Here is a 25,422-nt window from a genome sequence, read left to right as displayed (position 1 = left end):
TGTTGCCTTGGTTGTCGCTTACAGCGCACGTTGGGGCGGGAGCAGGGCGCTGGCCAGAATTAGCCCGGTGCTCAGGCCTGCGGCCACCAGCGCCACGGTGAATCCAATCTGAACCCCGCCCAGTGCGTCCTGCTCCAGCAAAGAGCTCAGGCCCCGGAAACTGAGACTGCCCGGTACCATGAGCATGATGCCGGGGACCTGGATGATGACCGCCGGGCGGTTGCGGTAGCGGGCATAGAGATTACCCAGCAAGCCCACCAGCAAGGCCCCTACTAGCGCCCCCAGACCTGGGTTCAGCCAATCCGAGACTCGTCCACCCACTTCCACCGCGATGATGCCGCCGGCTAGGATCCAGCCCAGTTTGTTAGGCGTGGCATTGAACAGCACGGTAAAACCGATGCCCGCCGCCAGAATGGCCAGCCAGGGCGTCCAGGCGGGAATCGCCTGGCTGATTTCCTGTGGCCAGGGGCCGCTGACCACCTGGCTGATCTGACTGCCCAGGGCCACCCCGAAGCCGACAACGACCAGGGCCACTATCGCTCCGGCCATGCGGGAACTGCCGGCGACCAAATGGCCGCTGGCCAGTTCCCGGGTGGCCAAGGTCAGGCCCAGGCCGGGCATGAGTACGATCAGCCCGGCGATCAGGGCAAGATAGACGGAGAAATCCGGCAGGACCAGCAGGGCCATGCCAGCGAGGACCGCCGACAGCATGCCCGCCACGGGGGGGTAGAGCCGGGCGAGATTGACCGATCGCCTCATCACCAGCCCCAGGCCGCCGGTCACCATGCCCAGCAGGCAGGCTACCGCCAGCTCAATCACGCCCCCGCCGAACAGGATGGCCACTGCGGCCGAGAACAGGGCGGGGGCAATCAAGCGAACCAGCAGGGGGTATTGGACGGCGCTGTCCATGATCTCCCGCACCTGGCGAATGGCGGCCACCGGGCTGAGGATGCCCTGGGAAAGGGATTCGATGACATCATGGATGCGTGACATCTTGCCCAAGTGAATCTCGGATTCATCCACCCGGGCCATGAAGCTGCGCTGGCGAGAACCCCGCCCCAGGGCGGCGATGAAGGCCGTGGGCGTGCAGTAGAATTGCCCTTCCAGCCCCAGGCGTCGGGCCACCAGCCGCATGGTGTCTTCCAGGCGATAGGCAGGTGCTCCCAGGCGGAGCAGGGCACGTCCAATCTCCAGCACCAGTTCGGCCCGGCCTCGGCCTTCCCGGGTAGCGCTGATCTCCCGGCGCTCCAGTTCCGTCATGAAATCACCATGCCTTCGGGGCCGTCCAGTTGGACGGAAATCACGCGCTGGCCGAGCAGTTCGGCCCGGCCCGGGAAGCGTTCGCCGCCGTCAATGCTGAATTCGAACTGGTATTTGCGCCGTAGGCGCAGCCCCCGGCTGCTCAGATTGGGTCGGACACGCTGAATGGCCACGGTCTGGTCCAGCATCTGCACGCCCAACTGCTGACAGGTACGCTTGACGGCCTCAATGGCCACTTCGCGAGCGGCGAGATTGTCCCGCCACAGCCAGAGAACCAACCCGAAGATCAGCAGGAAGGTAAGGTGACTGGCGCTGAGCATGCGGTTTTGCTCCGGTTCAGGGGCGAATTGAATGATCCCTTTCATCCTATGGGAGCTTCGCGATGCGAGCAATGATACAATGGTGGATTAAATTTTCCCTTCCGGTGGTATTTCAGTGATAGAAAAGCTCAGAAACGTGGCCATTGTCGCGCATGTCGACCATGGCAAGACAACACTCGTGGATCGTCTCCTTCAGCAGTCCGGCACCCTTGAGCGGGCCGAGACCCTGCCTGATCGGGCCATGGACTCCAATGATATCGAACGTGAACGCGGGATCACGATCCTGTCGAAGAACACGGCGATTGAATGGCAGGACTACCGTATCAACATCGTGGATACTCCCGGTCACGCCGATTTCGGCGGGGAAGTGGAACGGGTGCTCTCCATGGTGGATGCCTTTGTGCTGCTGGTGGACGCGGTGGACGGGCCCATGCCCCAGACCCGCTTTGTCTGCCAGAAGGCCTTTTCCCACGGCCTCAAGCCCATTGTGGTGATCAACAAGATCGACCGTCCCGGGGCCCGTCCGGACTGGGTGCTGGACCAGACCTTCGATCTGCTGGACCACCTGGGTGCCGATGAAGACCAGCTGGATTTCCCAGTGGTCTATGCCTCGGCCCTGAACGGCTGGGCCAATATGGAGCCTGAGCCGGCCGAAGACATGCAGGCCCTGTTCAAGACCCTGGTGGAAGAAGTGCCGCCGCCGGCAGTGGACCCGGATTCACCGCTGCAGATGCAGGTGACCTCCCTGGATTACTCCAGCTATCTGGGTGCCATCGCCATTGGCCGAATTCGCAAGGGCACTATGCGCAAGAACAGCCCGGTGGTGGTGGTTGACCGAGACGGCAAGCAACGCCGGGAACGGATCATGAATGTCTTCGGTTTCATGGGCCTGGAGCGGGTCGAGGTGGAGGAGGCCTCCGCCGGCGACATCGTGGCCTTCAGCGGCATGGATTTCCCCCGGGTGTCGGACACCGTCTGCGACCCGGAACACCCGGAAGCCATGAAGCCGCTGACCGTGGACGAGCCCACCATCAGCATGACCTTCGAGACCAATACTTCGCCCTTCGCCGGCAAGGAAGGCAAGTACGTCACCAGTCGCCAGGTCCGTGAGCGCCTGTTGAAGGAAACCATCCACAACGTGGCCTTGAAGGTGGAAGAAACCGCCGATCCGGAGAAGTTCAAGGTCTCCGGTCGGGGTGAGCTGCACCTGTCGATCCTGCTGGAAAACATGCGCCGCGAGAGTTACGAGCTGGCCGTTTCCCGCCCCGAGGTGATCGTCAAGGAAATCGATGGCGTCAAGCAGGAGCCCTGGGAACTGTTGACCGTGGACCTGGAAGAAGCCACCCAGGGTGCGGTGATGGAGGCCTTGGGCGAACGCGGCGGCCAACTGGAAAACATGGCCCCCGACGGCAAGGGCCGGGTGCGTCTGGATTACAAGATCCCGGCCCGAGGCTTGATTGGTTTCCAGACCGATTTCCGGACGCTCACCTCCGGCACTGGCATCATGCACCATGTTTTTGATCAGTATGGCCCGCTGAGCAGTGCCGATCTGGGCGCTCGTCGTAACGGCGCGATCATCTCCAATGGCCAGGGCAAGGCCGTGGGCTTTGCCTTGTTCAACCTGCAGGACCGGGGCAAGCTGTTCGTCTCTCCCGGGGATCCGGTGTACGAGGGGCAGGTGATCGGGATTCATGCGCGGGAAAACGATCTTACCGTGAACCCCCAGAAGGCCAAGCAGCTGACCAATGTGCGCGCTTCCGGCAAGGACGATGCCATTCAGCTGACACCGCCCATCAACCTGACCCTGGAGCAGGCCCTGGAATTCATCAATGACGATGAATTGATCGAGGTGACCCCGGGCAGCCTTCGGGTGCGCAAGCGCTGGCTTACCGAAAGCGACCGGAAAAAGGCATCCCGCAAGTCTGCCTGACATGAGCACGCAAGCCCTGGATCATCGTCTGTCTGTCGCGCCCATGATGGATTGGACAGACCGACATTTCCGCTATTTCCTGCGGCTGATCAGCCGCCGGGTGTTGCTGTACACGGAAATGGTGCATGCCCGCGCGGTGATTCAGGGCCGGCGTGATCGCCTGTTGGCCTTCTCGGCCATCGAGCACCCCCTGGCACTGCAGCTGGGAGGCTCCGAACCCGAGGTCCTGGCCGAGGCGGCACGAATCGCAGAAGGGCAGGGTTACGACGAGGTCAATCTCAATGTGGGTTGTCCCAGTGACCGGGTCCAGGCCGGACGTTTCGGCGCCTGCCTGATGCGCGAACCCGCCCTGGTGGCCGACTGCGTGGCCGCCATGAAGCAAGCGGTCTCCATTCCGGTGACGGTGAAATGCCGGATCGGGGTGGACGATCAGGACAGCGATGCCGCTCTCAGTGAATTCCTTGATACCGTCTCGGCCACCAGCTGCCGGCACTTTGCCGTGCATGCCCGCAAGGCCTGGCTCAAGGGCCTAAGCCCCAAGCAGAACCGGGACATCCCGCCCCTGGATTTCGATCGGGTGCGCCTGATGCGCCATCGTTTCCCCCAGTTGGAGATCGTGATCAACGGTGGGATTCAAAGCCTGGATGAAGCCGAAACCCTGCTGGATGATTTCCACGGGGTGATGATTGGGCGGGCCGCCTGCAGTAATCCCTGGATGCTGGCCGAGGCGGATCAACGGTTATTCGGTGACAAGGCGGCGAGTCTGAGCCGGGCCGAGGTGGCCCGGGAATACGCGGCCTATTGTGCCCGGATGGAAGTCGAGGGGGTTCCCAAAAGCCTGCTCCTGAGAAATATCCACGGCTTGTTCCAGGGTGTGCCGGGTGCCCGTCACTGGCGCCGGGGCCTGGCCGAGAACATGGGCCGGAATCTTTCGGCCGAGGCCACTGTCCTGGAGGCCCTGGGGCGGGTGGCCGAGCCGGACGTTGCCTGAAGCGGTCCGGCCCGGCCCGCAGGTATCAATCCTCTTCCGGCACCGGCCGGAAATCCCCGTCCACGTTAGCCGCCAGCCAGGTCAGGGCGGTATAGATGGCCACATTCTGCTTCAGCTCCTCCGGATCCACCTTGTCCAGAGTGTCGTTGATGGTGTGGTGGATGTCGAAGTAGGGCCGGGCGTCCTGCATGGGGTCCAGGATGGGCAGGCCGGCTTCCCGCAGGGGAATGAAATCCGGAATGCCGTAGGCATCGTTGCCGCCCAGCTCGATGGTCTCGTCATCGTGCATGGCCATGTCCTTGATCACCTGATGAAAGGCTCGACCCAGGGGCAAGCTGTCTTCATTCATGCGGGTTTCAAAGCGCCAAACCGCATGGGCGCCCAGATCCGCCCCGATACCCACGAAGTGATCATCCAGTTGATGACGGCGGTTCTCGGTATAGGTGCGGGCGCCAGAGAGCCCGAACTCCTCATTGGCAAATAGCACCACGCGAATGGTCCGCCGGGGCGGCTCGTCCATTTCCTGAATCAGCCGGGCGGCGGCGGTGATAATGCCCACGCAGGCTGCGGCGTCATGGGCGCCGGGGGTGATATCCCAGGAATCCAGATGGGCGCCCAGCAGCACCACACCGGCATCGGGGTCGGTGCCGGGAATCTCGCCGATCACATTGGCGGACTTGGTGGGCTCCAGATTGCGGGAGGTCAGCTCCATTCGCAGGGTCACGGGCCGGCCTTCCGCCAGCTGGCGTTCCAGCAGGTTGGCATCCGGGTTGGACAGGGCTGCGGCCGGAATCCGCTTGACGTCCTCCGGGAAATGGGTGCCGCCGGTATGAGCCACGCGTTCATCCGAGCTGCCGATGGAGCGGATCACCGCAGCCACCGCGCCCATCTCCGAGGCCAGCGCCGGCCCGGAGGAACGGTTGGCCACCGCTTCACTGTAGCCGGAGGCGTCCCGGGTTCGTTCCATGCGCTGGCTGAAGTAGACGATATGCCCTTCCACTTGGGAGCGGTTCAGGGATTCCAGCTCTTCAATGTCATGCACCTTGCGAACCGGGGCTTCAATGCCGCCATCCTCGGTACCAATGCTGCCACCCAGGGCCACGGCTACCAATGGCTGGGGATAGGGGCCGGTGATCTCCACGTCGATTTCGCCGCGCACCCAGCGGGGCACTTCCACTTCTTCGGCCTGAATGTTCTCGAACCCCAGCTCACGCATCTGGGTCAAGGCCCAGCTCACCGCTGCCCGGTCACCCTCGGTACCGGCAAAGCGCGGCCCCACCTTGGTCAGCAAGTCTTCGGTCAGATTCCAGGCCAGGTCACTCTCAAGGCCCGCGGTCTTGAGTGTATTGGCGGTATCCACCAGTTCGGCGTCCAGTTCCGAGATCTCTTCCTCCTCGGCCTGAGCGGGAATTGACCACAGGACAGTAGCCAGAAACAGCAGGGCGATGAGGCTGGTGATTCGAACAGAATTCATCGATTGCACTCCGAAGGGTTGTCTTGGATACCGGGGCCGGCCAAAGGGGGTAGGGCGTCACGGCGCATTTCTGCGTACAATGCGCCCTTTGAATACCGGCCAAACGGCTTGGATTATCTCAGTTGAGCACGGGAAAATCATCCATCGTGTGTTCGTCTTGAATCGTTAAAGGGTTGGAAATGGCAAAGAGCAAGCGTGGGTCAAAGAAAAACAGCATGGCCAGTCAGGCGGACCGGCATATCCTCTATGAGCAATCGGTGCAGGAACCGGAAGCAGAAATGGATTTCGTGGAATCGGTTTTCGAGGAAATCCGCGGCCGGGAACCCATCACCCTGAGAGAAGACTTCTGCGGAACGGGTAACTCCTCCGCGGAGTGGGTGCGGCGTCATGAGGAGCACACCGCAGTGGGCGTGGACCTGGACGGCGAGGTGCTAGCCTGGGGGCGTGAACACCACGTGGGGCGTCTTGAGAAGGAACAGCAGGCCCGCATCCAGCTAATCGAAGGCGATGTGATGACCGCCAAGACTGAGCCGGTAGATGCCTTGTTGGCCATGAACTTCAGCTACTACCTGTTCAAGACCCGCAAGGCGCTCAGGACCTATTTCGAGAAGGCCCGCACCAATCTGGCCGAAGACGGGGTCCTGTTCCTGGATGCCTTCGGTGGCTATGACGCCTTTCGGGAACTGGAAGAAGAGCGGGAGTGCGACGGTTTTGATTATATCTGGGACCAGGCGCACTACGATCCCATCACTGGCGAGATGACCTGCCACATCCACTTTGCCTTTCCGGATGGTTCGGAGCTCAAGAAGGCCTTCACCTATCACTGGCGCATGTGGACCCTGCCGGAAATCCAAGAGTTGTTGGAGGAAGCCGGGTTTGCCCGGGTGACGGTGTATTGGGAAGGCACCGATGAAGAAAGCGGCGAGGGGGATGGTGAGTTTACCCCGGCGGCCCATGGCGAGGCCGACGCCGGCTGGATCTGCTACGTAGTGGCTGAAAAATAAATCAAAGGTCCCGGCCGATCATGATTGGGCCGGGACCATGATTGATCCTGACTAGGGCGAAACGTAGCGGTTCAGTTCACGCAGCTCGGCGGTCACGGCCAGGCCTTCCCGGGCCAGCTGCTCGGCCCGCTCCAGATCACCGTCCTCGATCTGTGCTTCGATGGCCGTCACATAAAGGGTTTCGATTTCATCCCGCAGATCCGTCAGCCAGTCCCGGCCCGGCCGCATCCAGGCCAGCATATCCCGCCAGGCGATGACCAGCTCCCCGCTCCAGACCGGTGTCATTCGCGGTTCTTCGATCAAGGCTTCCACCCGGGCCCGGCGTTCATTGAGTCCCTGGCGTTCGGCCCTGAGGGAGGCCGGGCGGTAGTTGGCGGCCAGTTGCAAACGGGTCAGCTCCCGTCGTTGGGCGCGCAATTCATCCGACACCCACAAGGGCGCGTATTCCCGTAGCTCATCATTGGCCTGGGACCAGTGACCAGCCGCAATCAATTCATTGATGGAGGCGCTGAGAATGCTCATTACGGCCTCATTGTGCTCTGCGAACAGGGGGTGATGGCCACTCATGCGCTGTAGCGCCTGCCAGTTTTCGGACAGTGCTTCAATGTCGGCCAGATTCTCTGGTGGGAGCTGATCCGCGAGACGGGGTGCCAGGGTTTCCAGCGCCTGTTCTGATCGCCGGGTTTCCGCCTCGGCCTGAGCTTCCCGGAGTGCCTGTTCCAGGGTCTTGTCATCAAAGAGGGCTTGCGCGGCGTCCAATAGGCCCTCCACCTGGTCCATATCTGCCGCTTCCACCGCCCGGATGGCGGCTTGCCGATACTGCTGTTTGAGGAAATCCGAATCCACCAGTTCATGGTTCGGAGCAAGCCGTTCCAGGCGGCCCACCAGTTCGGGCGCATCCATCTCATCATCCCGGGCCACCAGATCGCCGGCGTCCAGGCGGTTGCGCAGTTGCGTGGCGGTCTCCTGGCTAAGCTGTTCGCGACTCTCTTCCACTTCGCCTTGCAGGGTCAGCAGTGTCTCGGATTCCGGGAAGTAGCGACGTCCTTCCGCCAGCAGATCGGCGGCATCCAGAGGTTCTTCATCCGCCAGATGATCCCGCACCCGGCTGGCATACTGCGGCACCAGGGAATTACCCAGATCATCCCGCATGGAAGCCAGCTCGTCGTCATCCAGAAGGTTCAGAATGCCGCGGGTCTCATTCCAATCCGCATCCAGAATTTCGTTGATCTGGGATTGCTGGTCTCGGTGATCCAGCCATATTTGAAGGGGGAACCAGGCCGCGGCCAGTGCGATCACCGCTGCCACCCCGACGCCGATCTGCTTCTTGGGCAGTTCCCCGTGTCGGCTTTCCAGATCCGCTAGGAAGGCCATCACCGAATCCGGACGGTCCTCGCGTTGAATGGCTGCGGCCCGTTTCAGCACCCGGTTCTGATTACCACTCAGGCCCCGTATGCGGGGCAGGGAGGTGTTTCTCTCCATTCGCCGGAGACCGGATTGGCCATTAAATGGGTGACTGCCCGTCAGCAGGGTGGCGGCGATACAGGCCAGGGCGTAGATATCGTCTGAGGGTTGGGGCGGCGAGCCTTCCATGGCTTCCATGCTGCGGTAGGCATCAATGGGTTCCATCTGTTCCATTTCCGTGGAACCGGCTTGCCCGGCGGGTGATTGCTTGCCGAATAGAGCCATTCTGAGGCCGAAATCCCCGACCTTGATTTCGTCATTCTCGCCAATATAGATGCTGGCCGGCTTGAGATCCCCGTGTGCCACATCCTGAGCATGGGCTGCGTGCAGGGCTTCGGCAATCTCGCGCACAATTTTCAGGACCCGATCCAGGGGCAATCCCTTGACGCATTCCCGGCGAATGAATCGCGCCAGGGTCCCGCCGGGAGGCAGCGGGGAAACCAGCCAGGCCTGATCCCCGTCCCGGTACAGTTCCCGCTGGGTCAGCAGATTGCGGTGTTGTAAGCGCTGCATGCGCCGGACCACGGCTTCCACACGATCCACCACCTTGCTCTGCTTGGAGAGCGCCGAGGGCAGCACCCGAACGGCACAGAGCTGGGCTTCGGCATCATCCACATCCCGTTCATGGTCCCGGGCCCGATAGACGGTGCCGTAGGGGTCCTGGCTGATCCGGTTCAGCAGCTCAAACCGCCCCCCCAGTAGGGCTCCCACCATGGTGGTATAGAACGCCTGTTCTTCCTCTTCGGACTCGAAACGTTCCGAGTGATGATCTTTTCCGGTCTCGAGGATGACTTCATGGTCCGCATCGGGATCATCTTCCACCGACGGCAGCCCCTCCGCCGCCCCATTCTCTCCCGGATGTTCATCCCCAGAATTGTGGGGACCTGAATCGTCTTCCGAAGGGTTTTGTGCGGCCGGGGTGGATGGGGCCTCGGCCGGCCGTCCGCTGTCAGCTGAGGGGCGATTGAGGGGCGGGAGCTCCAGCCCATCCTTCTCCTCTTCCTCATCCTCGCTGCCCGTCTCCTCTTCGCCGGTCTCGCTCCGCTCGTCTTTGGGGACGGGCTCATCAATGGGTTCCAGCGTAAGTTCCAGCTCATAGTCACCCCAGTCATCGAAATTCTCCTGGGGCTTTTCCTGGAACCGGTGTTCCATGGCCGACATGGCCCCGTCCAGGCAATGTCGAATTTGGCGGGCATGGGCAGGGAGCAGTCCCTTCTGTTGGGACTGGTTGACCCTTTCATGAAGCGTGGGAAGGTCCAAGGCCTCGCTTTCTTCGGAAGCACGCCGGCGGATTTCGCTCAAGGCGTCATCGATGGTGCGCTCCTCGGCCCGGAGATCTTCCAGAATGTCGTCAATCAGCATCGTTGCCCTTTACACCTAATGTGGCAGGAATATGTCTTGGCAACGATTCTTGTCATATTCCGCCTTTCCTGACAAGTGTGCCCGGCTTTGGTCGGCCTGAAATCGGACCTCAATCGCGCTTGATGTGGTTGTTATTGAAACTCTGGGCTAGCATACCGCTTGATTATCGAACAGGGTCAAAAAATGGATGCGATTCACGCCCAGGGCGTTTGCAAGCATTTCGGCGCCACCCGAGCACTGGAGGGGGTCGATCTTTCCGTTCCCCGGGGAACGGTTCTGGGGCTACTGGGCCCCAACGGAGCCGGCAAGACCACCATGATTCGGATTCTGGCGACACTGATCTCGCCAGACTCGGGTCAGGTCACCATCAATGGCCATGATGTCATGAGCGACGCTCATGCCGTGCGCCAGCAGATCGGCTTGACCGGCCAGTACGCCTCCGTGGATGAAAAGCTTACTGGCATGGAGAACCTGGTGCTGATCGCCCGGCTTCTGGGCAAGCCCCGCCAGGCTGCACGCAGCCAGGCCCGACAGCTTTTGCAGGACTTCAGTCTGGAAGCAGCCGGGCATCGGGCGGTACAGACCTATTCCGGTGGCATGCGGCGACGGTTGGATCTGGCCGCCAGTCTGGTGGGTGAGCCGAATATCCTGTTTCTGGATGAACCCACCACGGGCCTGGACCCGCGGGCCCGCATGGAGCTCTGGCAACTTATCCGCCGCCTGGTATCGGCCGGCACCACGGTGCTTTTGACCACCCAGTACCTGGAAGAAGCTGATGCCTTGGCTGATGACATCGCGGTCATTGACCATGGCCGGGTGATTGCTAGGGGCAGCCCCGAATCTCTCAAGCGCCGGGTGGGTGAGCAAGTGCTCACCATCCGCCCCAGCCAGCGGGAACAATTGGGCCAGGTGGCGGAGATCCTCAATACCCTGATGGGCCGGGAAGCGGATATGGATGGTAAGCAGGCTAGTATCGCGGTTTCTGATACCGCTCGACTTACTGAGGTAGTCATGCGTCTGGATGCCGAAGGTATTGCCTTGAGCGACTTCAACCTCCGGGGTGCCAGCCTGGACGATGTATTCCTGTCCTTGACCGGCCACCCGGCCCTCAATGACGGCAAAGGGGAGGGCGAGCATGCGCATGGCGAGCGGTAATGGGCTCGGCCAGGGCCTTCAGCAGACCCTGACATTGGCGTGGCGGACCCTGCTCCAGATTCGGCGCAATCCCTGGGAGCTGTTGGATTTCAGCATCCAGCCCATTCTCTTCCTGCTGCTGTTTCTCTATGTATTCGGTAATGCCATCGCCGGCTCCACTGACGAGTATCTGCGATTCATGCTGCCCGGCATCATTGTGATGAATATGGTCTTCGTCACAGTGTATGTGGGGCATGGCCTCAATACCGATCTGAGCAAGGGCGTATTCGACCGTTTCCGTTCCCTGCCCATTACCCGCTGGTCACCTCTGGCCGGCCGGATTCTGGCGGATATGGTTAAACAGGCCTGGTCCATCCTGCTCCTGTTCAGCCTCGGCTTCCTGCTGGGTTTTCGCCTGGAAGCCGGTATCGGCGGGTTGCTGGCCATGTCGGGTCTATTGCTGGTCTTTGCCCTGGCATTCTCCTGGATCATGGTATGGGTGGGTGTCATCGCCCGCGATCCGGAGCATGTGCAGCTGTTCGGTTTCACCGCCCTGTTTCCGGTGACCTTCGTCAGCAATGTCTTTGTGCCCACCGAAACCATGCCGGAATGGCTGCAAGTCGTGGTCAGCGCAAACCCGGTCTCGCAACTCTCCGATGCCTCCCGCGGCCTGCTGGCCGGCGAAGCCGTCATGGAGCCCGTGGTCTGGTCTTTGTTATGGGCCCTGGGTTTGATCGTAGTCTTCGCTCCCCTAGCCCTGTGGTCACTGGACCGCCGCCTGGCCAACTAAAAAAGGGACCACAAGACCAGCTCAGCTGTTAGGTGTTAGTCAATAATAGGCGTCAGGAGGCCTCATGGAAGTCAGTTTGTTCTTAAGCGTCGTATCCGTTGGGATTGGGGCGACTCTGGTAATGGATATTTGGGCCTTTTTCCTAAAAAAGGCTTTCGCAATTCCATCACTAAACTACTGCCTGGTAGGTCGCTGGCTTGAGCATATGCTTGATGGACGTTTCACCCATAAGAACATCGGGCAATCTGAGCCCAAGTTTCTGGAGTGCCAGGTTGGTTGGATTGCTCACTATGTGATTGGTGTGGTTTTCGCGGCGATTCTGATCGCCATCATGTCGCCCGCATGGTTAAAAGAGCCCACGATGATTCCGCCTTTAATTTTTGGCTTGGTGACCGTGGTTGTTCCGTTTTTCCTTATGCAACCATCATTTGGATTGGGGATGGCCGCATCGAAGACGCCAAACCCGAAGCAAGCCCGGGTCAGGAGCCTTATGGCTCATGCATCTTTTGGCGTGGGGCTTTATGTTGCCGCGCTGGTAGTGAGCTTTGTATTGCCAATCCACACCTAAGAAAGTCATTTTGTTGCTTGTGTTCTGAGGCTGGAATAGTGATGAAGTTGGATGGGTTAGTAGTGCGAGAAGCTCGGGGTGAAGATTATGATTGCCTTGTGGGATTGGAACAAAAGGTGATCGACGCCGAGCGTCCTTATGATGAATCTCTGAAAGAGAATGGCGCTTACTACTACGATATCGAAAAGCTGATCTCCGACCAGAATGCCAGGTTGGTGGTGGGAGAGGTTTCTGGTTCCATAATCGCCACAGGATATGTCCAAGTGCGTCGGTCAAAGCCTGCCTTGAATCACGATAGCCATGGCTATTTGGGTTTCATGTATGTGACTGAGGAGTACAGAGGGCTAGGCCTGAACAAGGTGATTTTACGGGACCTGGTCAGTTGGGGCCGCCAACAAGGCGTCACCAACTTCCATCTGGACGTCTATGCGGGAAATGAATCCGCTGTTCGAGCCTATGAGAAATTTGGCTTTCGGGGCTCCCTCCTGGAGATGAAGCTGAACGTCGATAGTTGAGTGGAAATTTCTCCGACCTAGGCACGGTGGCATTTTCTCCATCGGCGTGCACCATCCAGCAATTGATATGGCCCGATCTCATCACTCTTTGGGAGAGTGGGCTGGAACCCCACTCACTGGTATGAACAAATAGACATCGGGTATTCGCGGGAGGGTCAACTGCAGGGCGATCTGGGGCGGCTGGAGCGTGGGAGCAAAAAAAAACGGGTTCGCTGAAATGCGAACCCGCTTTGATCTGTCGGCCCCTTTGCAACCGATCCCTTTTTGGGGGGCGGGTTGTGGGGCTTCTGACTAGTCAGACTGTAAGCGACTGATTATGTTGCTTAAATGGTGGAGGCGGGGGGAATCGAACCCCCGTCCGCAGGCACTCCGCCCTCGGCTCTACATGCTTAGCCTGACTTTGAGATTCGCCGCAAGCTTCCCGCCAGGCAGGGAACGCTTACGGCTAGTCCGGTAAGGTTTTAACGGATCAGGGCCGGACGCCCATCACCGCGAGCCCATGTAAGGTGACTCTTCAAGCCCGAAGGCTTTTCCGGGACCCATGGGCGAGTCCCGGTGAAGAGCTGGCAGGCGTTTTAGGCCGCCAGAGCGTAGTTGTCGTCGTTGGCAACTATCATTGGTCAGTCTGTTTTACGAGGTGGACTGAACCTCGGCATGCACCTTGGGTTTCGCCACCTGCGTCGAAGCCAGGTCGCCCCCTTTGGTAAACTCCATCGTATCACTGTAGTGAGACTGGCGGCTAGGGGATTTGTTCCCTGTTGGGGAGTGGCACCGAGCCGCTTGAAGCTTGTAGCTTGAGGCTTGAAGCTCGCCCTTCACATGTTTTGGCTTTTCATGATGCGGGCCTTCTGGCGATCCCAATCCTTTTTCTTCTGGTCGGCTCGCTTGTCCTGCTTCTTCTTGCCCTTGGCCACGCCCACCTTGAGCTTGGCTCGGCCCCGTTTCCAGTACATGGCGAGCGGGATCAGGGTGTAGCCTCGCTGGTCCACCAGACCGATCAGTCGGCTCAGCTCCCGGGCGTGCAGGAGCAGCTTGCGGGTACGGCGAGGGTCTGGGTTCACATGAGTGGAGGTGCCGGGGGCGGGGGTGAAGTTGGCGCCCAGCAGCCAGGCTTCGCCGTTGCGGATGATGCAATAGGCTTCCTGCAGGCTGGCCCGTCCGGCCCGCAGGCTTTTCACTTCCCAGCCTTCCAGCACCAGACCGGCTTCCATGTCTTCTTCAATGCCGAAGTCATGGCGTGCCTTGCGGTTGAGGGCGATGGTGTTGCTCGGCGCTTTTTGCTTCTTCTTGCCTGCCATGCTGCTCCCTTGGGCCCGGACTTGGACTGAATGTTGCTGGCGAACAGAGCATTATAACGAATACGGGCGCAACATCATGCCCTGCACCGTTCCCGGGGTGCTTATGGGGTGATATAGGCTGAAATCGGGGCTTGCACCTTGTGAATCGGCGCAAATTCCACCAGAATTCCCGCCTTTGGCGGATTTTTAGCCCTGGCCCGTGCGGGCCTGGTATCGACGATTTCATTCCAATTCAGGGGTTCTGAGCAATGGCCAAACGCACTTCGGTCCATGGTTTCTGGTCCACGCGACTGGCTTTTATCCTTGCCGCTGCCGGGTCCGCAGTGGGTCTGGGCAATATCTGGCGCTTTCCCTACATTGTGGGTGATAACGGGGGTGGGGCCTTTGTCCTGGTCTATCTCATCTGTGTGGTGGCCATTGGTCTGCCCATCATGATGTCGGAAATCATGCTGGGCCGCCGGGGGCGCCGCAGCCCGATTAACACCATGCGCCTTTTGTCCGAGGAGGAATCGGGCAGCCGTTATTGGCAGCTGGTGGGCTGGATGGGCGTGATCGCCGGCTTTTTGATTCTGTCCTTCTACAGTGTCATTGCCGGGGCTTCCCTGCATTACACTTCGTTGTCCATCCAGGCGGGCTTTTCGGGCATCGACAGTGCAGAGGCCACCGCCATCTGGGAGCGGTTTACCGGGAGCTGGCAGTGGATGCTGTTCTGGCACACGGCCTTTCTGAGCTTGACCGTTTATGTGGTGGGCCGAGGTGTGCAACGCGGCCTGGAACGCCTGGTGCGCCTGCTGATGCCCATGCTCCTGATTCTGTTGTTGGCCATGGTCGGCTATGGCATTGCCCAGGCCAATTTCGCCGAGGCCTTCAGCTATCTTTTCCGTCCGGATTTCTCGGCGCTCAGTGCTAACGCGGTCCTGATTGCGGTGGGGCAGGCCTTTTTTACCCTGAGTCTCGGCATGGGTGCCATCATGGCCTATGGCGCCTATCTGCCGGAGAACGTCTCCATTGGCCGTACCGCCGGCGGTGTGGTGGTGGCCGATACCTTTGTGGCCCTGTTGGCCGGCCTGGCCATCTTCCCCATTGTGTTCGCCTTTGAAGGGGTCTCCCCCGGCGCTGGGCCTGGTTTGGTGTTCCAGTCCCTGCCCATTGCTTTTGGACAGATGCCCGGGGGGATTCTCTTCGGCACCCTGTTCTTCCTGTTGCTGGTGTTTGCCGCCTGGACGTCTTCCATCAGTCTCATGGAGCCCGCCGTGGCCTGGGTGGTGGAGAACATGGGCTTGAGCCGGGTTGCGGCTGCGGCCTCCGTGGGCGGCATTATCTGGTTTTTGGGGATCGGGACCGTCCTCAGTTTCAACCTCTGGTCCGAGATCACTTTCCTGGCGGGGACCGTCTTCGACAATGTGGAGTCCCTGGCGGATAACATTCTGCTACCCCTGGGCGGCCTGTTGATTGCGATTTTCGCCGGCTGGGTCATGTCTCGGGCTTCCACGGCGGAAGAACTGGGCATGGGTGTGGGGCTTGGCTACAAGCTCTGGCTGTTCTTCATTCGCTTTGTGGCGCCCTTGGCGGTGATTATCGCCTTCCTTCATGCCCTGGGGGTCTTTGACGGCATTCTGGGCGTGGAGGATGAGAACGGTAACGGGGAAGAGACCGCCATGGTCATCGAATCAGAACAGCATCCGGCATAAGGGGTTTCCATGCGGAGTGTACAACGTGAAGCCCTGGTGCCATATTCGGCCGAGGCCATGTATGACTTGGTGAATGACATTGAGCGGTATCCGGATTTTCTGCCCTGGTGCCGGGAGGCTCGGGTGCTGGAATCCGCCGACACTGAGCTGACTGCCAGCCTGACCCTGATCAAGGGTGGGCTGCGCCGCTCTTTTACCACCCGCAATCGCATGGAGCCGGGGCGCCTGATCGATATTCAGCTGGTGGATGGGCCTTTCCGGCATCTGGAAGGGGAGTGGCGCTTTGAGCCACTGCGCGATGACGCCAGCAAGGTGAAATTGGATATGCGCTTTGAGGTGGCTGGCCTGCTGGATGCGGTGCTGGGGCCGGTTTTTCACCAGATCGCCAATTCCCTGGTGGATGCTTTCGTGCGCCGCGCTCAGGATCGGCATGGCTGAGTCGAACCACGGGGACCAATCACCGCGAATTTCGGTGGAAGTGGCCTACGCTCGCCCGGAACGCCAGGAGATTCTTGTCCTGGAGGTGGAGGTGGGCACCACGGCGGAGGAGGCGGTTAACCGTTCCGGCATCGCCAAGCTATTTCCCGAGATCGATCTGAAGGAAAGCCGTGTAGGGATATTTGGCCGCCTGGTGAAGGCGGACCAGGTTCTGCGGGAAGGGGACCGGGTGGAGGTTTACCGGCCCCTGAAGGCGGATCCCAAGGAGGTCCGGCGCCAGCGCGCCCGGGAAGGGCGCACCATGCGCAAGGGCGACTGATTAGCTATCTGCGCTGTCGCGAATTTCCCGCACCACCCCGTTTTCATCGAAGAAAACGGTCAGATCGCGGCGATGGCTGCGATGCTCCCGCCGGCTGTCGAGATAGTAATGGTAAAGCCAACGATCCCCGTGGAAGGGGGTCTTGAGCATGGGGGTGCCCAGCAGGAAGCGCACCTGGGACTGGGTCATGCCGACTTCCACGGCCTCGATATCCTCGTCGTCCAGGTAGTTGCCCTGGGGGATGTCCTGACGATAGACGCAGGCAGCCAGGAAAAGGACCAGTGTCAGGCTGAGCAGTGTGCGAATCATGTGCATGGTGTCAATGTCTTTGGTTGTTGCGGACAGTTAGGGGATAATACGGGAATTATCATACCTATGACCAGTGGAGGTCAGATGGAAAGTCAGGATCTGCGCAAGGCTGGACTGAAAGTGACGGTGCCCAGGATGAAGATTCTGGACACCCTGGCTGGCAGCGAGAAGCGCCACATGAGCGCCGAAGATCTCTACAAGGCGTTGCTGGAAGCTGGCGAAGAGATTGGCCTGGCCACCGTTTATCGGGTCTTGACCCAATTCGAGAGCGCCGGACTGGTTACGCGCCATCATTTCGAAAGCGGTCAGTCGGTGTTCGAGTTGGACGAGGGCGAGCACCACGACCATATTCTCTGCGTCAAATGCGGCCGGGTAGATGAGTTCGTGGACGATGTGATCGAGGAGCGCCAGGTCCACATTGCCGAGAGCCGTGGCTACAAGATGACCGACCACTCCCTCTACATCTATGGCATCTGCCCCGAATGCCAGGGCAAGGGCAGCGAGGAAAGCTGACTCCTGAACCAAGCGTACGGAATTGGCCGTTTATCCAAAAGGCATAAGCACGAAGGGCACGAAGGGAAAGGGAAGGGCACGAAGGAATTAGGGGTTGGGGCTTGGCGGGCACCATTTGTTGAGCGCTTTGCCTGCTGATCGCCATGATCCTCTTCGGAGCAGCACTCTCGTTCCTTCGTGTCCTTCGTGTTACAGCAGTTATTGGCGTCGGACCTAGGCCCCTTGGGGTGAGGCCACCCCGCAGGCTCGTCAGCCGGCTTTTTCCATCATTTCCCGGGCGTGATCGCGGCTGGTGTCGGTGATTTCCGTGCCCCCCAGCATGCGCGCCAGTTCTTCCACCCGTTCGCCGTCGGCCAGGGGGGTGACCTGAGTGAAGGTCTCGCCCTGGCGGATGGATTTGGCAATCTTGAAATGATGGTGTCCCTGGGAGGCTACCTGGGGCAGGTGGGTCACACAGAAAACCTGGCATCGGCTGCCCAGCCGGCGCAGTTCGCGGCCGACGATTTCCGCCACCCCGCCGCCAATCCCGGCATCCACTTCATCGAAGATCATGGCCGGTATGCTGGCCCGGCGTGCGGCCACCACCTGTATGGCCAGGCCAATTCGGGATAGTTCGCCGCCGGAGGCTACCCGGGCCAGGCTGCGCAGGGGTTGTCCGGCATTCATCGAGACCTGGAACTGGGCCGAATCAGCACCGCCCCGGCGGGGGGACTCCGCTTCCGCTTCCACCTGGATGGACAGCTTGCCGCCATCCAGGCCCAGCCCCTGCATGACCTGGGTGACCTTGTCCGACAGGGTCTTGGCCGTTTTCTGGCGCAGGCCGTTGAGTTTGTCGGCCTGGCTCCACCACGCCTTCTCTGCCGCGGCCACGGCCTCTCGAGCTTCATTCAGGCGCTCACCGGCGTGTTCGATGGCATCCAGGCGTTCCTGCATGCGGCTCAGGGTAGCGGGTAGTTCGGCGGGTTCCACGCGGTGCTTGCGGGCCAGTTCGTGGGCGGTGCCGATTCGGTCGGCCACCCAGTCCAGTCGGGCCGGGTCCAGGTCCAGATCGCTCAGGTAGCGTTGCAGGGATTCGGCTGCCTCGTCGAGATGGATGCCGGCCTGCTCGAAACCGGCGCGAATGGGTTCCAGGCGTGAATCCAGGGTCACCAGCGCCTCCACGCGATGCAGGGCCTGGCTCAGAAGTTCCGAGGCCGATGCGCTTTCCCCCTCGAAGGCCAGGCCCAGGGCCTGCTGGCCTTCTTCCAGCAGGCGGCCACCATGGCGCAGGCGCTCGTGTTCGTTTTCCAGTGACTCCAGTTCGCCTTCGGCCAGTTCCAGGGCTTCCAGTTCCCGGACCTGGTGGCGCAGGAATTCCGCGCCGCTTTCTCCACCCCCGGCATCCTCTTCCAACTGCGCCAGCTGCTTGCGGGCCTGCTGCCATTGCCGCCAGGCCTGGTCGGCCGCCTCGATGGCCGTCTGGTGGTCCCCGTACTGGTCCACCAGGGCCAACTGGGTTTTGCCGCGGAGCAGGGATTGGTGTTCATGCTGGCCATGGATGTCCATGAGCTGCTCGCCCAGGCGCTTGAGTTGCTGTACCGGGACCTTGTGGCCGTTGACATAGGCCCGGGAGCGGCCCTGGCGGCTGATGGTGCGCCGCAACAGGCATTGGTCCTCGTCGTCCAGTTCTTCTTCCTGTAGCCAGGCGCGGGTGTCGGGGTCGTCTTCCAGGTCAAATTCCACACTGATCTCGGCGCGCTCCTTGCCGTGGCGGACAACGGCGGCATCGGCCCGGTCCCCCAGTACCAGTCCGATGGCGTCCACCAGGATGGATTTGCCGGCACCGGTTTCGCCGGTGAGCACGTTGAGTCCGCCGGTGAGTTCCAGATCCAATTCCTGGATCAGGGCAAAGTCCTTGATTCGCAGGTGAGTGAGCATGCGGCCCCTGTCCCCAATAATCGGTGTGTGATTAATCCCAAGAGCATATCAAACCCCTTCAACGGGGCACATTGCCATCCTGAGACCGTCCCCAGTGCAGTTTTGAACGCAGCAGGGCGAAATAGTCATAGGAGGGCGGATGCAGCAGGGTGGTGGTCTGTTCTGAACGCTGCAACTCCACGGTCTGGCCCGGGGCCACCGGGCTGGTCTGTTGTCCGTCCCAGTTGATCTGGGCCTGATTGCTTCGTTCACCCCGCAGAATGAAATGCACCCGGCTCTTTCCAGGGATGACCAGGGGGCGGTCACTCAGGGTGTGGGGGCAAATGGGGACCAGCGCCAGGGCATCCACGTCCGGGTGCAGAATGGGGCCGCCGCCTGACAGGGCATAGGCCGTGGAGCCGGTGGCCGTGGCGGCGATCATGCCGTCGGCACGGTGCAGGGAGACAAATCGGTCATCCACCCAGGTCTCGAATTCAATCATTCGCCCGCCATCGGCCTTCTGGATAACCACATCATTCAGGGCCAGATCCTCGGCCACCACTGAATCGCCTTCGCGAATTCGGGCATGGAGCATATGGCGATGATCGCGAGTGTATCGGCCCTGGAGAACCGCAGTCATTTCTTCCACGGCCCGGTCTGCAGCCATGTCGGTGAGAAAGCCCAGCCGCCCCAGGTTGATGCCGGCCAGGGGTACGGGCCGGGGTGCCAGCAGGCGGGCGGCGTTCAGCAGCGTGCCGTCGCCGCCTACCACGATGATCAGGTCCACATTCTCGGCCATGACTTCGGCGTCGCTGATTTGGCTCTGCCAGTTGGGCAGGGCTTCGGCCAGGCGCTTATCCAGCACCGCTTCCATGCCTAGCCCGTCCAGGAGTCCGGCCAGTTCCTTGAGCACGCGGATGACCCGTTCGTCGCCACTTTTGGCAATCAGGCCCACACGCTGGAATGCTTCTTTCATTTCTTGGTCCAAGTCTCTGTCTGCGGGAAACTTTTTGTGAAGAGTAGCTTGACAGTATTGTGACGCCGCTGCTAGCTTTTCGCCAGTCTGGCACTCTTGTCATAAGAGTGCTAATCCCGTTCACCGATGAGTATAATCTTCCATGGATAATCCGCTCTCCAATCGAGCCCAACACCTGCTCAAGACTCTGGTGGAGCGTTATATCCATGAGGGGCAGCCTGTGGGTTCCCGCTCCCTGTCGCGTCAGTCCGGTCTCTCCCTGAGCCCGGCCAGTGTTCGCAATGTAATGGCGGACCTGGAGGAGATGGGCTTCGTGCAATCGCCCCACACCTCGGCCGGCCGGATTCCCACGGTCAAGGGCTATCGTTTCTTCGTGGATACTTTGCTGACGGTGAAAAAGCTCAATCGGCGGGAGGTCAGCCGTCTGGAGTTGGGCCTTCGTAATGAAGACGGCGATTACCAGAGTCTGATCAGCTCTGCCAGCAACCTGCTCTCCGGTGTCACCCGTCTGGCCGGCGTGGTGACCCTGCCGCGCCGGGAGCGTTCTTCTTGGCAGCAGATTGAATTTTTGCCCCTCTCCGAGACCCGGGTGTTGGCCGTGGTGGTGTTCAGCGATCAGGATGTGCAAAACCGCATTCTCCACCTGGAAGGTGGCTATGACCGGGATCAGCTTCAGAAGGCTGCCAATTACCTCAATGCCCAGTTTTCAGGCCGAGATCTCACCGAAGTTCGGCGGGCGCTGCTGGATGAAATGCAGCAGGCTCGGGAGAGCATGAATGAGCTGATGCTCACCGCCATCAACATGGCAGAGGAAGTATTCACTGACGAAGATTCCGATGATGACGGTTATGTAATGGCCGGCGAGACCAATCTGATGGAATTCGCCGAGCTGTCGGATGTTGAGAAGTTGCGCCGTCTCTTCGGTGCCTTCAACCAGAAACGCGACATCCTCCACCTGCTGGATCAGGCAGTGGCCGCCGATGGAGTGCAGATCTTCATCGGGGAAGAATCCGGTTATCAGGTGCTGGATGATTGCAGCGTGGTCACCGCCCCCTATGCCGCCGATGACCAGGTGGTGGGGGTCCTCGGGGTAATCGGTCCCACACGCATGGCTTATGAGCGGGTCATTCCGGTAGTGGATATGACAGCCCGATTGCTGGGTCACGCCTTGAATTCTCGCCAATAGGGCCCAAATACCTGTCAGACGCTTGGATCCTCGCAGCTTTTGCGGGGACAGAATCTATTTGTATCAAGGGGTTACAGCCAATGTCTGAGCAAGACACTCAAGCTCGTGAACACGCCGAGCAGGACGTCAATGAACAAGAAACCAATCAATCCGCCGAGTCTGAGGACAAGGACCAGGATGAGGTTGAGCAGTTGCGCGAGGAGCTGGAAGCGGCCAAGGCCGAGCAATTGCGGATCCTGGCCGAGATGGAGAACGTCCGCAAGCGGGCTCGCCGGGATGTGGAGAATGCCCACAAGTTCGCGGTGGAGAAGCTGGCCGAGGAGCTTTTGATGGTCAAGGACAGCCTGGAAATGGGGCTCAAAGCCGCCGAGGACGAAGAGCCCAATGTGGAGCAGCTCAAGGAAGGCAAGGAAATGACCCTGCGCCAGCTGAGCGGTGTGATGGAGCGGGCCGGCGTGGCCGAGCTCGACCCCCAGGGTGAACCCTTTAACCCCGAGTTCCACGAGGCCATGACCATGCAGGAAACCAGCGAGCAGGACCCGGATACCGTCGTGACGGTGATCCAGAAGGGCTATCTGCTCAAGGGGCGCCTGTTGCGCCCGGCACGGGTCATTGTCGCCAAAGCCCCCGAAAATGACAGCTAAGGGATTGGCGCGCGGCGCTTGAAAGCGCGCGGTGCATCCCCATCTACAGAGCAGAGACGAATTTCAGCGGTTTACGAATCAGCAAGCATTTATCTGGAGAATTGATTATGTCCAAGATCATCGGTATTGACCTGGGTACGACCAACTCCTGCGTTTCCATCATGGAAGGCGGCGAGACCAAGGTCATCGAAAATAGCGAGGGTGATCGCACCACACCGTCCATCGTGGCCTTCACCAAGGAAGGAGAGGAGTTGGTGGGGCAATCCGCCAAGCGTCAGGCGGTGACCAATCCCCATAACACCCTGTTCGCCGTCAAGCGCCTGATTGGCCGCCGCTTCGAGGATGCGGTGGTGCAGAAGGACATCGACATGGTGCCCTACAAGATCGTCAAGGCGGACAACGGCGATGCCTGGGTGGAAGCCCAGGACAAGAAGATGGCCCCGCCGGAAGTCTCTGCCCGGGTGCTGAAGAAGATGAAAAAGACCGCCGAGGATTATCTGGGTGAAGAGGTCACCCAGGCGGTGATTACCGTGCCGGCCTACTTCAACGATTCCCAGCGCCAGGCCACCAAGGATGCCGGCCGTATTGCCGGTCTGGAAGTCAAGCGGATCATCAACGAGCCTACCGCTGCCGCCCTGGCCTATGGCCTGGACAAGAAGCGCGGTGATCGCAAAGTGGCCGTGTATGACCTGGGTGGCGGCACCTTCGATATCTCCATCATCGAGATTGCCGAAGTGGATGGTGAGCATCAGTTCGAAGTGATGTCCACCAACGGCGATACCTTCCTGGGTGGCGAGGACTTCGACAAGGCGATCATTGATTACCTGGCCGCCGAGTTCAAGAAAGAGCAGGGCATGGATATCCGCCAGGATGCGCTGGCCATGCAGCGGCTCAAGGAAGCCGCCGAGAAGGCCAAGATCGAGCTGTCCTCCAGTCAGCAGACCGAAGTGAACCTGCCTTACATCACGGCGGATCAGAGCGGGCCCAAGCATCTGAGCATCAAGATCACCCGGGCCAAGCTGGAATCCCTGGTGGAAGACCTGGTCAAGCGCACCATCGAACCTTGCAAGATTGCCATCAAGGATGCCGGTCTGTCGGTCAACGACGTAGATGACGTGATCCTGGTGGGTGGTCAAACCCGCATGCCCAAGGTTCAGGAAGCAGTAAAGGATTTCTTCGGCAAGGATCCGCGCAAGGACATGAACCCGGATGAGGCTGTGGCCGTTGGTGCCGCCATCCAGGGCGGTGTCCTGGGCGGTGATGTGAAGGATGTGTTGCTGCTGGACGTGACGCCCCTGTCCCTGGGTATCGAGACCCTGGGCGGTGTCATGACCAAGCTGATCGACAAGAACACCACTATCCCGACCAAGGCCAACCAGACCTTCTCCACGGCGGAGGACAATCAGAGTGCGGTGACCGTGCATGTGCTGCAGGGTGAGCGGGAACAAGCCGCAGCCAACAAGTCCCTGGGCCGTTTTGACCTGGCCGATATTCCGCCCGCCCCGCGTGGCGTGCCGCAGATCGAGGTCACCTTCGATATCGATGCCAACGGCATCCTGCACGTCTCCGCCAAGGACAAGGCCTCCGGTCGCGAGCAGAGCATTGAGATCAAGTCCTCCGGTGGTCTGTCCGAGGACGAGATCGAAGAGCGGATTCGTGACGCCGAGGCCCATGCCGAGGAAGACAAGCGCTTCCAGGAGCTGGTCAATACCCGCAATCAGGCGGATGGCCTGATTCATGCCACCCGCAAGTCCCTGGAAGAGCACGGCGACAAGGCCGAGGAAGGCGAGAAGGCGCAGATTGAAACCGCCATCTCCGAGCTGGAAGAGGCCATGAAGGGGGATGACGTGGAGGCTATCAAGGCCAAGACCGAAACCCTGACCCAGGCCGCCGGCCAGCTGGCCCAGAAGGCCTATGCTGACCAGGCCGAAGAGGGTGCGGCCGAGGGTGCCGGAGAGGGCGAGCCCGGCTCGGGTGAAGAATCCGCCAAGGATGATGATGTGGTGGATGCCGAGTTCGAGGAAGTGAAGGAAAACCGCAAGTAATCGATTGCGGCTTCAGCAGGGCGGGGGTATCGCATTCGGGTGAAGGTGGCCGGATGGGATGCCCCCGGTCCTGTGTGGGAGCTGGAGAAGATTGGGTTACGCACTAAAGCCATAGATCAAGTGAACGGGGATCGACAATGTCGAAACGGGATTATTACGAAGTGCTCGGCGTGGAAAAGGACGCCTCGGAGGCCGATATCAAAAAGGCCTACCGGCGGATGGCCATGAAATTCCACCCGGACCGCAATCCCGGTGATCAGGACACCGAAGCCCGCTTTAAGGAAGTCAAGGAGGCCTATGAGGCCTTGTCGGATCCCCAGAAACGGGCCGCTTACGACCAATTCGGCCATGCCGGTGCCGAGGCCGGTTTTGGTGGTGGCGGTGGTCCCGGTGGCGGTTTTGGTGGCGGCGGTGCCGATGCCTTTTCCGATATCTTCGGTGATGTGTTCGGCGATATCTTCGGCGGTGCGGGCCGCCGGGGTGGCCGGAGCCGGGTCTTTCGGGGCGCGGATCTACGCTATCGCCTGAAGGTGGACCTGGAGCAGGCGGTCCAGGGCGACACCATTCAGATCACAGTGCCCGGCACCCGGGAGTGTGAGGTCTGTGACGGCTCCGGTGCCGAGCCCGGCAGTCAGCCGGAAACCTGTGATACCTGTGGCGGCATGGGCCAGGTGCGCATGCAGCAGGGTTTCTTCTCGGTGCAGCAGACCTGCCCCAGTTGCGGGGGTGATGGCAAGATCATCAAGGACCCCTGCAAGGCTTGCCATGGTCGTGGCCGGGTGCGGGAAGAGAAAAAGCTGTCCGTGCGTATCCCCGAAGGAGTGGATACCGGCGACCGCATTCGCCTGGCTGGTGAAGGCGAGGCCGGTGAGAACGGCGGCCCGCCTGGGGACCTGTATGTGGAGGTCCACGTCCGGCCTCATCCCATTTTTCAGCGGGATGGCAATGATCTGCTCTGTGAGGTGCCCATCAGCTTCGGCACCGCCGTGCTGGGCGGCGAAGTGGAAGTGCCGACCCTGGATGGGCGGGTGAATCTCAAGATTCCGGCGGAAACCCAGAGCAACAAGTTGTTCCGACTGCGTGGCAAGGGCGTAAAGCCGGTTCGGGGCGGGCCTCGGGGTGATCTGCTATGCCGGGTGACCGTGGAAACGCCGGTGAAGCTCAATAAGCACCAAAAAGAACTATTGGAGGAGTTTGAGGCCAGTCTGGATGAGGGGGGTAAACGGCATAATCCCCGCTCTGACTCCTGGCTGGATGGCGTGAAGCGCTTCTTCGAAAATCTGGGCTGACCGGTG

General features: G+C 60.5%; 22 protein-coding genes, 1 other RNA gene and 1 pseudogene. 15 read left to right on the top strand and 9 right to left on the bottom strand.

Translation table 11 applies throughout. The features are described from left to right. Positions 1-18: 18 nt before the first annotated feature. Entirely contained in the window at positions 19-1,260 is a 1,242-nt protein-coding gene (locus J2T60_RS04975) for a threonine/serine exporter family protein (RefSeq protein WP_253446220.1), read from the bottom strand. Next, positions 1,257-1,625 (bottom strand): DUF3301 domain-containing protein, encoded by a 369-nt coding sequence (locus tag J2T60_RS04970; RefSeq protein WP_253446216.1) that lies wholly within the window; start codon positions 1,623-1,625, stop codon positions 1,257-1,259. Before J2T60_RS04970 ends, J2T60_RS04975 begins: the two co-directional genes overlap by 4 nt. Positions 1,626-1,695: 70 nt before the next feature. Here J2T60_RS04970 and typA point away from each other — a divergent pair, with 70 nt between their 5' ends. Both typA and dusA read left to right on the top strand, forming a co-directional pair. Then, a complete protein-coding gene (gene typA, locus J2T60_RS04965; protein ID WP_253446213.1) occupies positions 1,696-3,510 on the top strand; it encodes a translational GTPase TypA in 1,815 nt (604 codons plus the stop codon). A 1-nt stretch (position 3,511) separates the two neighbouring features. Then, positions 3,512-4,501 carry a tRNA dihydrouridine(20/20a) synthase DusA gene (gene dusA / locus J2T60_RS04960; RefSeq protein ID WP_253446210.1) on the top strand — a complete coding sequence of 330 codons (990 nt, stop codon included), beginning with the start codon at positions 3,512-3,514 and terminating at the stop codon, positions 4,499-4,501. Positions 4,502-4,526: 25 nt separating this feature from the next. Here dusA and J2T60_RS04955 read toward each other — a convergent pair whose 3' ends face one another. Further along, positions 4,527-5,975, bottom strand: a complete 1,449-nt coding sequence (locus tag J2T60_RS04955) for a M28 family peptidase (RefSeq protein WP_253446207.1) — start codon at positions 5,973-5,975, stop codon at positions 4,527-4,529. A 215-nt stretch (positions 5,976-6,190) separates the two neighbouring features. On the opposite strand from J2T60_RS04955, the gene J2T60_RS04950 reads away from it, so the two are divergent. Then, positions 6,191-6,979, top strand: coding sequence for a class I SAM-dependent methyltransferase (locus J2T60_RS04950; RefSeq protein WP_253446204.1), 789 nt, complete (start codon positions 6,191-6,193; stop codon positions 6,977-6,979). Between the two features lie 51 nt (positions 6,980-7,030). Here the strand turns inward: J2T60_RS04950 and J2T60_RS04945 are convergent, their stop codons facing one another. After that, on the bottom strand, positions 7,031-9,805 hold the full coding sequence (locus J2T60_RS04945; protein ID WP_253446202.1) for a serine/threonine-protein kinase: 2,775 nt from the start codon (positions 9,803-9,805) through the stop codon (positions 7,031-7,033). A 183-nt stretch (positions 9,806-9,988) separates the two neighbouring features. Here J2T60_RS04945 and J2T60_RS04940 point away from each other — a divergent pair, with 183 nt between their 5' ends. From J2T60_RS04940 to J2T60_RS04925, 4 genes are all read left to right on the top strand, one after another. Beyond that, positions 9,989-10,960, top strand: a complete 972-nt coding sequence (locus J2T60_RS04940; RefSeq protein ID WP_253446199.1) for an ATP-binding cassette domain-containing protein — start codon at positions 9,989-9,991, stop codon at positions 10,958-10,960. Then, positions 10,947-11,729 carry an ABC transporter permease gene (locus J2T60_RS04935; RefSeq protein ID WP_253447657.1) on the top strand — a complete coding sequence of 261 codons (783 nt, stop codon included), beginning with the start codon at positions 10,947-10,949 and terminating at the stop codon, positions 11,727-11,729. The genes J2T60_RS04940 and J2T60_RS04935 overlap by 14 nt, the downstream gene beginning before the upstream one ends. Before the next feature lie 64 nt (positions 11,730-11,793). Then, on the top strand, positions 11,794-12,297 hold the full coding sequence (locus J2T60_RS04930) for a DUF2938 domain-containing protein (RefSeq protein WP_253446196.1): 504 nt from the start codon (positions 11,794-11,796) through the stop codon (positions 12,295-12,297). A 41-nt stretch (positions 12,298-12,338) separates the two neighbouring features. Next, entirely contained in the window at positions 12,339-12,812 is a 474-nt protein-coding gene (locus J2T60_RS04925) for a GNAT family N-acetyltransferase (RefSeq protein WP_253446193.1), read from the top strand. 328 nt (positions 12,813-13,140) lie between these two features. Here J2T60_RS04925 and ssrA read toward each other — a convergent pair. Together ssrA and smpB are read right to left on the bottom strand one after the other, a co-directional pair. Then, positions 13,141-13,511, bottom strand: a transfer-messenger RNA (tmRNA) gene (gene ssrA, locus J2T60_RS04920). A 116-nt stretch (positions 13,512-13,627) separates the two neighbouring features. Next, the gene (smpB, locus tag J2T60_RS04915) at positions 13,628-14,110 is read right to left on the bottom strand and encodes an SsrA-binding protein SmpB (protein WP_253446190.1); all 483 of its coding nucleotides are present in this window, start codon (positions 14,108-14,110) and stop codon (positions 13,628-13,630) included. Between the two features lie 248 nt (positions 14,111-14,358). Between smpB and J2T60_RS04910 the strand changes: the two are divergent. The 3 genes and pseudogenes from J2T60_RS04910 to J2T60_RS04900 all read left to right on the top strand — a co-directional run. Continuing rightward, a pseudogene (locus J2T60_RS04910) lies at positions 14,359-15,708 on the top strand (sodium-dependent transporter); the annotation flags it as partial. 102 nt (positions 15,709-15,810) lie between these two features. Beyond that, positions 15,811-16,239 (top strand): type II toxin-antitoxin system RatA family toxin, encoded by a 429-nt coding sequence (locus tag J2T60_RS04905; RefSeq protein ID WP_253446187.1) that lies wholly within the window; start codon positions 15,811-15,813, stop codon positions 16,237-16,239. Beyond that, the gene (locus J2T60_RS04900) at positions 16,232-16,558 is read left to right on the top strand and encodes an RnfH family protein (RefSeq protein WP_253446184.1); all 327 of its coding nucleotides are present in this window, start codon (positions 16,232-16,234) and stop codon (positions 16,556-16,558) included. Before J2T60_RS04905 ends, J2T60_RS04900 begins: the two co-directional genes overlap by 8 nt. Here J2T60_RS04900 and J2T60_RS04895 read toward each other — a convergent pair whose 3' ends face one another. Continuing rightward, complete coding sequence (locus J2T60_RS04895; protein ID WP_253446182.1) at positions 16,559-16,873, bottom strand: outer membrane protein assembly factor BamE; 315 nt, start codon at positions 16,871-16,873, stop codon at positions 16,559-16,561. 78 nt (positions 16,874-16,951) lie between these two features. Between J2T60_RS04895 and fur the strand changes: the two genes are divergently transcribed. Further along, the gene (gene fur / locus J2T60_RS04890; RefSeq protein ID WP_253446180.1) at positions 16,952-17,380 is read left to right on the top strand and encodes a ferric iron uptake transcriptional regulator; all 429 of its coding nucleotides are present in this window, start codon (positions 16,952-16,954) and stop codon (positions 17,378-17,380) included. 249 nt (positions 17,381-17,629) lie between these two features. Here fur and recN read toward each other — a convergent pair whose 3' ends face one another. Both recN and J2T60_RS04880 read right to left on the bottom strand, forming a co-directional pair. Further along, complete coding sequence (gene recN, locus J2T60_RS04885) at positions 17,630-19,297, bottom strand: DNA repair protein RecN (RefSeq protein WP_253446177.1); 1,668 nt, start codon at positions 19,295-19,297, stop codon at positions 17,630-17,632. A gap of 58 nt (positions 19,298-19,355) precedes the next feature. Further along, entirely contained in the window at positions 19,356-20,252 is an 897-nt protein-coding gene (locus tag J2T60_RS04880; RefSeq protein ID WP_253446174.1) for an NAD(+) kinase, read from the bottom strand. A gap of 142 nt (positions 20,253-20,394) precedes the next feature. On the opposite strand from J2T60_RS04880, the gene hrcA reads away from it, so the two are divergent. From hrcA to dnaJ, 4 genes are all read left to right on the top strand, one after another. Then, on the top strand, positions 20,395-21,438 hold the full coding sequence (gene hrcA, locus J2T60_RS04875) for a heat-inducible transcriptional repressor HrcA (RefSeq protein ID WP_253446171.1): 1,044 nt from the start codon (positions 20,395-20,397) through the stop codon (positions 21,436-21,438). A gap of 80 nt (positions 21,439-21,518) precedes the next feature. Next, positions 21,519-22,082 (top strand): nucleotide exchange factor GrpE, encoded by a 564-nt coding sequence (gene grpE / locus J2T60_RS04870; protein ID WP_253446168.1) that lies wholly within the window; start codon positions 21,519-21,521, stop codon positions 22,080-22,082. Positions 22,083-22,189: 107 nt separating this feature from the next. Then, a complete protein-coding gene (gene dnaK, locus J2T60_RS04865) occupies positions 22,190-24,127 on the top strand; it encodes a molecular chaperone DnaK (RefSeq protein WP_253446165.1) in 1,938 nt (645 codons plus the stop codon). 137 nt (positions 24,128-24,264) lie between these two features. Further along, positions 24,265-25,416 carry a molecular chaperone DnaJ gene (gene dnaJ / locus J2T60_RS04860; protein ID WP_253446162.1) on the top strand — a complete coding sequence of 384 codons (1,152 nt, stop codon included), beginning with the start codon at positions 24,265-24,267 and terminating at the stop codon, positions 25,414-25,416. Positions 25,417-25,422: the final 6 nt, after the last annotated feature.

It is taken from the genome of Natronospira proteinivora (assembly GCF_024170465.1).
Lineage (GTDB): Bacteria > Pseudomonadota > Gammaproteobacteria > Natronospirales > Natronospiraceae > Natronospira > Natronospira proteinivora.
Note: the sequence above shows the minus strand (reverse complement) of the source record. Positions and strands in the feature narration are given on the sequence as shown.

Coding starts and splice junctions, on each gene's coding strand:
- J2T60_RS04975 (WP_253446220.1), bottom strand. CDS start 1,260: ATGACGGAACTGGAGCGCCGGGAGATCAGCGCTACCCGGGAAGGCCGA.
- J2T60_RS04970 (WP_253446216.1), bottom strand. CDS start 1,625: ATGAAAGGGATCATTCAATTCGCCCCTGAACCGGAGCAAAACCGCATG.
- dusA (WP_253446210.1), top strand. CDS start 3,512: ATGAGCACGCAAGCCCTGGATCATCGTCTGTCTGTCGCGCCCATGATG.
- J2T60_RS04955 (WP_253446207.1), bottom strand. CDS start 5,975: ATGAATTCTGTTCGAATCACCAGCCTCATCGCCCTGCTGTTTCTGGCT.
- J2T60_RS04950 (WP_253446204.1), top strand. CDS start 6,191: ATGGCCAGTCAGGCGGACCGGCATATCCTCTATGAGCAATCGGTGCAG.
- J2T60_RS04945 (WP_253446202.1), bottom strand. CDS start 9,805: ATGCTGATTGACGACATTCTGGAAGATCTCCGGGCCGAGGAGCGCACC.
- J2T60_RS04940 (WP_253446199.1), top strand. CDS start 9,989: ATGGATGCGATTCACGCCCAGGGCGTTTGCAAGCATTTCGGCGCCACC.
- J2T60_RS04935 (WP_253447657.1), top strand. CDS start 10,947: ATGGCGAGCGGTAATGGGCTCGGCCAGGGCCTTCAGCAGACCCTGACA.
- J2T60_RS04930 (WP_253446196.1), top strand. CDS start 11,794: ATGGAAGTCAGTTTGTTCTTAAGCGTCGTATCCGTTGGGATTGGGGCG.
- J2T60_RS04925 (WP_253446193.1), top strand. CDS start 12,339: ATGAAGTTGGATGGGTTAGTAGTGCGAGAAGCTCGGGGTGAAGATTAT.
- smpB (WP_253446190.1), bottom strand. CDS start 14,110: ATGGCAGGCAAGAAGAAGCAAAAAGCGCCGAGCAACACCATCGCCCTC.
- J2T60_RS04905 (WP_253446187.1), top strand. CDS start 15,811: ATGCGGAGTGTACAACGTGAAGCCCTGGTGCCATATTCGGCCGAGGCC.
- J2T60_RS04900 (WP_253446184.1), top strand. CDS start 16,232: ATGGCTGAGTCGAACCACGGGGACCAATCACCGCGAATTTCGGTGGAA.
- J2T60_RS04895 (WP_253446182.1), bottom strand. CDS start 16,873: ATGCACATGATTCGCACACTGCTCAGCCTGACACTGGTCCTTTTCCTG.
- fur (WP_253446180.1), top strand. CDS start 16,952: ATGGAAAGTCAGGATCTGCGCAAGGCTGGACTGAAAGTGACGGTGCCC.
- recN (WP_253446177.1), bottom strand. CDS start 19,297: ATGCTCACTCACCTGCGAATCAAGGACTTTGCCCTGATCCAGGAATTG.
- J2T60_RS04880 (WP_253446174.1), bottom strand. CDS start 20,252: ATGAAAGAAGCATTCCAGCGTGTGGGCCTGATTGCCAAAAGTGGCGAC.
- hrcA (WP_253446171.1), top strand. CDS start 20,395: ATGGATAATCCGCTCTCCAATCGAGCCCAACACCTGCTCAAGACTCTG.
- grpE (WP_253446168.1), top strand. CDS start 21,519: ATGTCTGAGCAAGACACTCAAGCTCGTGAACACGCCGAGCAGGACGTC.
- dnaK (WP_253446165.1), top strand. CDS start 22,190: ATGTCCAAGATCATCGGTATTGACCTGGGTACGACCAACTCCTGCGTT.
- dnaJ (WP_253446162.1), top strand. CDS start 24,265: ATGTCGAAACGGGATTATTACGAAGTGCTCGGCGTGGAAAAGGACGCC.